6 protein-coding genes are annotated in these 6,517 nt (G+C 32.3%); all 6 read left to right on the top strand.

Going from position 1 to position 6,517, the window contains the following annotated elements; translation table 11 throughout:
• Nucleotides 1-146 precede the first annotated feature (146 nt).
• Nucleotides 147-572, top strand: coding sequence for a Tn7-like element transposition protein TnsE (locus COO03_RS14390; protein WP_170958199.1), 426 nt, complete (start codon nucleotides 147-149; stop codon nucleotides 570-572).
• A 245-nt stretch (nucleotides 573-817) separates the two neighbouring features.
• Nucleotides 818-1,051 carry a serine hydrolase gene (locus COO03_RS27615; RefSeq protein WP_255257314.1) on the top strand — a complete coding sequence of 78 codons (234 nt, stop codon included), beginning with the start codon at nucleotides 818-820 and terminating at the stop codon, nucleotides 1,049-1,051.
• The gene (locus tag COO03_RS14385; protein ID WP_255287503.1) at nucleotides 1,048-2,082 is read left to right on the top strand and encodes a serine hydrolase domain-containing protein; all 1,035 of its coding nucleotides are present in this window, start codon (nucleotides 1,048-1,050) and stop codon (nucleotides 2,080-2,082) included. The genes COO03_RS27615 and COO03_RS14385 overlap by 4 nt, the downstream gene beginning before the upstream one ends.
• A gap of 328 nt (nucleotides 2,083-2,410) precedes the next feature.
• Nucleotides 2,411-2,980, top strand: a complete 570-nt coding sequence (locus COO03_RS14380; RefSeq protein ID WP_097897817.1) for a dihydrofolate reductase family protein — start codon at nucleotides 2,411-2,413, stop codon at nucleotides 2,978-2,980.
• Between the two features lie 205 nt (nucleotides 2,981-3,185).
• Entirely contained in the window at nucleotides 3,186-3,587 is a 402-nt protein-coding gene (locus tag COO03_RS14375) for a DUF6157 family protein (RefSeq protein WP_097897816.1), read from the top strand.
• A 513-nt stretch (nucleotides 3,588-4,100) separates the two neighbouring features.
• Nucleotides 4,101-6,116 (top strand): S9 family peptidase, encoded by a 2,016-nt coding sequence (locus tag COO03_RS14370; RefSeq protein WP_097897815.1) that lies wholly within the window; start codon nucleotides 4,101-4,103, stop codon nucleotides 6,114-6,116.
• The last annotated feature ends 401 nt before the right edge of the window (nucleotides 6,117-6,517 follow it).

Raw genomic sequence — 6,517 nt, 5'->3', positions numbered from 1 at the left:
AGGAATGCTTTTTTATAAAAGGATGATTCAATTGAATATAAAAAAAGCGTGTTTTGATCAATTTTTTTCAAAACACGCTCTTTTCTTCTGTTCTTCTATTACGATTGATAGAATTAATTTGATCAAACTTTATTTAAAAGCTACAGCTGCAAGATTTTATTAATGTGTTGAAAGTATTGGAACAAAACTCGGAAATACGGGCAATTAGAGTGTTTACCGATGTGTTGCCAGAGGGCTTGGGAGAACGTAAATTTATAAAGTTAAGTGATGGTGTTTCGAAAAGACGGTATGTGATTGCTGAAGTATATATGGTTAAAGGAAAACGATTCAACATAATAGAAGTAGAGCGAGAAAATCACTCGATGTCGATGCTCATTTTATCATCATCTAAAATTACTAATTGGAAGTCTATTTATCATTGTTTACTTGTGAATCTTGTTAATGACAATGGTACTTGGACGAGTAAAACATTAAAGATTATTGAAAATCAAGGTGTTATTGTAATGAAGGCGAAGCATAGTTCTAAAGGTGTTCGCCATAGGAGTGAAATGTTATTAAACAAGTTAATTTAAAAGAACACATTTTCATAATATTAGCGTTTCTTCCACAATCGGGCCATATTGTTTAATAAAAGAAGGATTTAAGACTGTTTATCAAGAATTTCTATAGGTTAACCAAATGAAGTTTCTTTAATTCCGATATTTTAAGCAAAAGCGACTGTATGGCGTGAGCATAGGTGTTAACTTCCCAGAGTCTTGGACATCGCTAACGGGAAACACAGTATAAATTATATATATTTTGTGTGGAGTGTGATCTGATGCAAGAAATACGATTAAAACTAGAGGCTTATATTAACAAATATCTAGAATTGTGGGACTTTTACGGAGTTATTCAAGTGACCAAAAAAGGCGAGGTGCTTTTTGAAAATGCATACGGCTATGCAAGTATCGAGTTTGGGGTGAAAAATGATACCAACTCGTGCTTCTCCCTTGCTTCCATGTCAAAACAGTTTACGGCCTTTGCTATTATGCTCCTTCATGAAAAAAAATGATGGACATTGATAAACCTGCACAATTATACCTCCCCGCCAATATGAAAATTGACGAATCAATCACTGTCCATCATTTATTATCGCATACTTCTGGTTTATATAATTTCACAAACTTCGAAAATGACTTTTTTGCGGGATACAACAGAATGGATTATTCACGAAACCATTTCTTTCAGAGGTATATTAATAAAAAGCCTACAAAGCCACCGGGAACGGTATATGATTACAATAACTCGAACTATAATTTGCTTGCATGGATCATTGAAAATGTTTCAGGAGAAAAATATGAATATTATCTAAGAAACCATATATTCCTGCCTTTGAATATGATGAACAGCGATGTTGATGACGGTTGTAAAACGATAAAAAACAGATCAAGTAATTATGTAAATGATTTTGATGCAACCATCAAATGCCCGTATTTTAACGAGAAGTTTAGCATCGGTGCAGGAGCCATAATTTCAAATTGCGATGATTTGTATAAATGGTATACCTGTTTACGGGATCGGAAAATCCTATCCAAGGAGGTCTATACTAGGTTTTTTAACGAGAACCAAAATAATTACTGCTATGGACTGGAACATCATCATGTTTACGGAACAGACAGATATTCCCATGGAGGAGATCAACTTGGTATCAGTACTTATATGCAGGATTTTTTCGATGAAGATATTTGTATTATCATTCTTTCCAATAATGAAGCTATAAATCAGTACAGAATGGGTAATGCAATTTCCGATATTCTGCATCATGTTGATGTAGTTGCTCCGACAAAACATAAAGAGCTTCCTATCAACGAAAGTAAGCTTAAAAAGTATTGCGGTACATACTTGAAAGATAAGATTGAAGTGAAATTCCTTAATGGCAAGTTGTATTTCACGAGATTCTCTGGCAATCTTCATATTGAGATCTATCCAGTAGGTGGAGGAGGATTTGTTCGTAGATATTCTGACCAGATCTATCCATACAGTATTGTTGAGAACGAAAACGGCAAAATGTCGTTTTTCGGATATAAAAGAAAAACCCCATAATCTAGGGTTTTAGGCAGACACCATGAAGTGATGGAGAAACGTACGCAAAATAGGATTGTTTCTCCTTTATCCAGAAAGCATAGATGTGCCGAACGTTTTTCAGCAATCAGGCGCCATTCTTAAGTAAGAGGGCGTCTTCTTTTATTGGGCCATATTCTTGAATGAATTGTGGAAATAATGGGAATTTGAGATAATTGTTATTAAGTTAAAGAGCAGGTTAGTTTAATAACATCAGTAACTTTATTCGGAAATAAATATTGTAAATAATGAAAATATAAAAAACTTAGCGGGAGAAACAATATCTAAATGATTAAAGGGAGGAAGCATTATGTCCAATAACGTAAGACCAAGAAGAATAATTTTAGATTTAGCAGTTACTTTAGATGGTTTTATTGAAGGGAAAAATGGGGAAGTTGATTGGTGCATCATGGACTCTGAGATGGGGTTTATTAATTTCTTAAATCAAATTGATACTATTTTATATGGAAGAAAAAGTTTCGATTTATGGGGACAATTTACTCCAGAAATTGAAGATACTGATACTGAAAAAGGAATTTGGGAATTAGTTCATAGTAAAGAAAAATATGTGTTTTCCAGAACGCAAAAAGGGACTGATAATAAAGCAATATTCATAAATGACAATATTTTTGAAGAAGTAAATAAGTTAAAGAATAAGCCTGGTAAAGATATCTGGCTATATGGTGGAGCAAGTCTTATTACAACTTTTATCAATTTAGGGCTTGTTGATGAATTTAGATTATCTGTTCACCCCGTTATTTTGGGAGAAGGAAAACCGTTGTTTATTGATATAAAACAGAGGTTGAATTTAAAAATGGTTAATACAAGAACGTTCTCCTCTGGTGTTGTGCAACTAATCTATCATTTAAATAGAAATTAATAATATTGTATATTCCAAAAAAATACAATAAATATCATTAGGAAATACTCGATAGTAACTGTTACTTCTTCAACAATCGTGCGCTTTTTTTGAAGAACTTTTTTGAAGTAGATTCCCAAACTTGGAAATCTACTTTCTAGATATTTGTATAATTGTAAATATTATATATATTTATGAAAAATTGGTTTACTAAGGAGGTTGTTATATGAGTTACAAGAACACACTTATTACCATTTCAGAGGATTCAAAAGCTACTTCTGCCATAGTACCTGTCACCAGAAACGGAAAACCTACTATTGCTTCTATTAAATATGATTTAATTAAGAATAATCCTTATAAATTTACACAAGAAGATGTGCAATTTAAAACTTATTTAATCAAAAATCAAATAGAAGAAGAAAATACAGATGAACTGCGAAAACAATTTTTTTCAAAATCTATGGCTTGCTTCAGAGCTTCTCCTTTAGTGAAAAATTATGGTTGGGGAATACACTATAACGATCAAGGGAAAATTGCCATTTATGATGTTAAGAGTGAAATATATAACCAATTGCTTAATCAAGATAAGATTACTAAATTAAAAGGTATGCGCTCGAAAAGAAAATAAAACAGTATCTTATTATAAATATCGTTTATTAAAGTAAACGGTGCGTTAGTAAAATAACTTAGAGGATATTTTTGCAGCTCTTTCGCATTTTCAATCTTCCACAATCGGGCGCTTTCCTGGAAACATAGAAAGGGTCTTTTTAGATTATTCGAAGATTGAAATTTATCAATATCTTAGATTATTGAATATCCTCGTTTGAAAAAGCCTTTCATTGAACATAATAGAATTTAGATTAATAGATTTATCAGTGGGAGAGTGAAAGACGTATCTTTTCATTATAGGGCCAGTTAGTGGAAGAAGGAATTTTTCCTATTGTATAGAAATATTGTACGAAACATTTTCAATATCTTGTGATAGGAATGTAAATGAATATAAGGGGAACAAGTTTTTTATGATTAAAGAAATTCTTAGAATATATGAACAAGATGAATCAATTCATAATTTATATGTGTCAATATTAAATAGAGAAATATAATGTTCCCAGGATAAGAAAAGTTACGAGGGGGTTTATTAATGAAAATGAATGAAAAAACATATCTAAGTATAGAAGAGATTATTTCATTACCAACCTTATCAGGTACAAATATAAGTGATAATGGCAAAAACGTAGCATTTGTCAAGAAGACAGCTAACTGGAAAGACAATAAATATAGGAATCATGTATGGATATATGAAAAAGATAAGGGGCAGTGCTACCCATTAACAACTAGGGATATAGATAGTACATACCCATTATGGTCTCCAGATTCTAGAGATATCGCATACCTTAGCCCAGTTGGTGACGGGGATAATAAGAAAAATCAGATCTTTGTTAAGTCAATAGATGGTTATAGTGGGGTTCAAATTACTGATGAGAAAGAAGGGGTCAGTAAATTCAAATGGGAACCTACTGGCAAGGGTTTTTATTATGTTGCACAGTCAAAAGAATCTGAGATGATAAAGAAACGTAAGGAACTATATGGAGATTTCCATCATATAGGTAAGGAATACCAGAATAATTGTTTATATTACATTGAAATAGAAAAAGTGATACAAAATGATAAATATGAACACCCAAAAAATTCTGATAGTGCCGGTAAGGATAAAGATGAACACGAAAATAGCGTTGTTTATCAACTAACTGATGGTAAGGATTTTCATGTCCATGAATTTGATATTTCAAATTGTGGGAAAAAGGTTGTATTAATGGCTACACCAAGCCCAAATATGGGAGATTATATTAATGGAGATCTATACATACTAGATATTAAAGCTGGAGAGCTACAAAAGACGAATATAGATAAGTTGTTGGGAGGGAGCATTTGCTTTTCTCCTGAAGGCAGCAAAATATGTTACTCAGCAAGCATAAGGGAGAAGGATTACTATAAGAACCATATACAAGACAGTACGCTAGAGATATATGATATTAATAATGGAGAGCTAATTCAACCTTTAACAGATTTTGATAGTACGGTTATTCCATTACGGTGGACAGCTAAAGGAATATTGATTAGATGGCAGAATAAAACTAATTATCTTATTGGGTTGTTATCTGAGAATGGCACTATAGAAATGTTAAGCGAAAAAATAAATAGCTTTATAATGGATGCTTCTATAACAAGGAATGGAAATCATATATCCTATAATAAGGCTATTACAAATGAAACCTTTGAAATCTATTTAGACGATAAAAAAATAACGAATGAAAATAGCTTTTTCAAAGGAAAGCTTAAAAGTAACAGGGAAATAATCTCATGGCAAAGTAGTGATGGTCTTGAAATAGAGGGAGTTTTATCAACCCCGGTAGAATTTGACGCAAATAAAAAATATCCCTTATTAGTGGTAATCCATGGTGGTCCGGCTTGGGCATCCTTTCCAATATTTTCAGACTGTTTTAATGAGAAATATCCTATTGAACAGTTTATAGAAAAAGGTTTTATAGTTTTAGAACCAAACTACAGGGGAAGTTCGGGTTATGGTAATGAATTCTTAAAAGCAAATTATAGAAAACTGGGAATTGCTAACTACGATGATGTTATATCTGGAGTGGATAAACTAGTTGACAAAGGGATTGCAGATAAAGATAGAGTAGGGGTTATGGGATGGAGCAACGGTGGATATATATCAGCTTTCTGCTCTACATTTAGTAGTAGATTTAAAGCTATTTCAGTTGGAGGTGGAATTACTAATTGGAGTACCCATTATGTAAATACAGATATATCTTACTTTATTAGGATGTATTTAGGAAATAATCCATGGAATGATCCAGAGATATATACTAAAACATCACCAATGACATATATTAAATCAGCCTGTACTCCTACTCTAATCCAACATGGCGAAAAGGATGCAAGAGTCCCAACTCCAAATGCATATGAGCTATATCAAGGATTAAGGGATATGGAAGTTGATACAGAATTAATTATATTTAAAGGAATGGCATATAGTTCTGACCAGCCAGGAATTAATGTGGCTATTATGAAGCAGAATTTGATGTGGTTTTCACACTATATTCTTGGAGAAAGTATGAAAGATTTTAGAGTTTTATGATTAATAAATGGATATCCTTACAGAATACATAAAGATGAAACAGTCTTCATAAGGAAGCTTTTTTTCTTATTTAGCCTGTCATTGTAGCTCTATGATTTCCATGTGAATTTCCACTGTATAATACTCTAGCAACTACATTGACTTACAATTGTATAGCAACGTTATGGCATTAAGCTCCCTGTACCTTTGCAGGGATACGGAAACGATTCGGGTAAAAACTGCAATAGGATAAAAACGTGGCTCAGATATGGAAAATTACATATTTGCCACGTTTTCTTCTTATAAAAGATTAATTAGACCTAGAAGGCAAAGTAGAGATAAGAAATGGATACTTCAGTACAACTGATTTATCTACGGGACAAAAAAAGATATATCAAATAAACCGATCAAACTTTTTTCAA

This window comes from Bacillus sp. AFS098217 (assembly GCF_002551815.1).
Classification (GTDB): Bacteria; Bacillota; Bacilli; order Bacillales; family Bacillaceae_G; genus Bacillus_A.
This window is presented reverse-complemented; position numbering and strand designations above follow the sequence as displayed.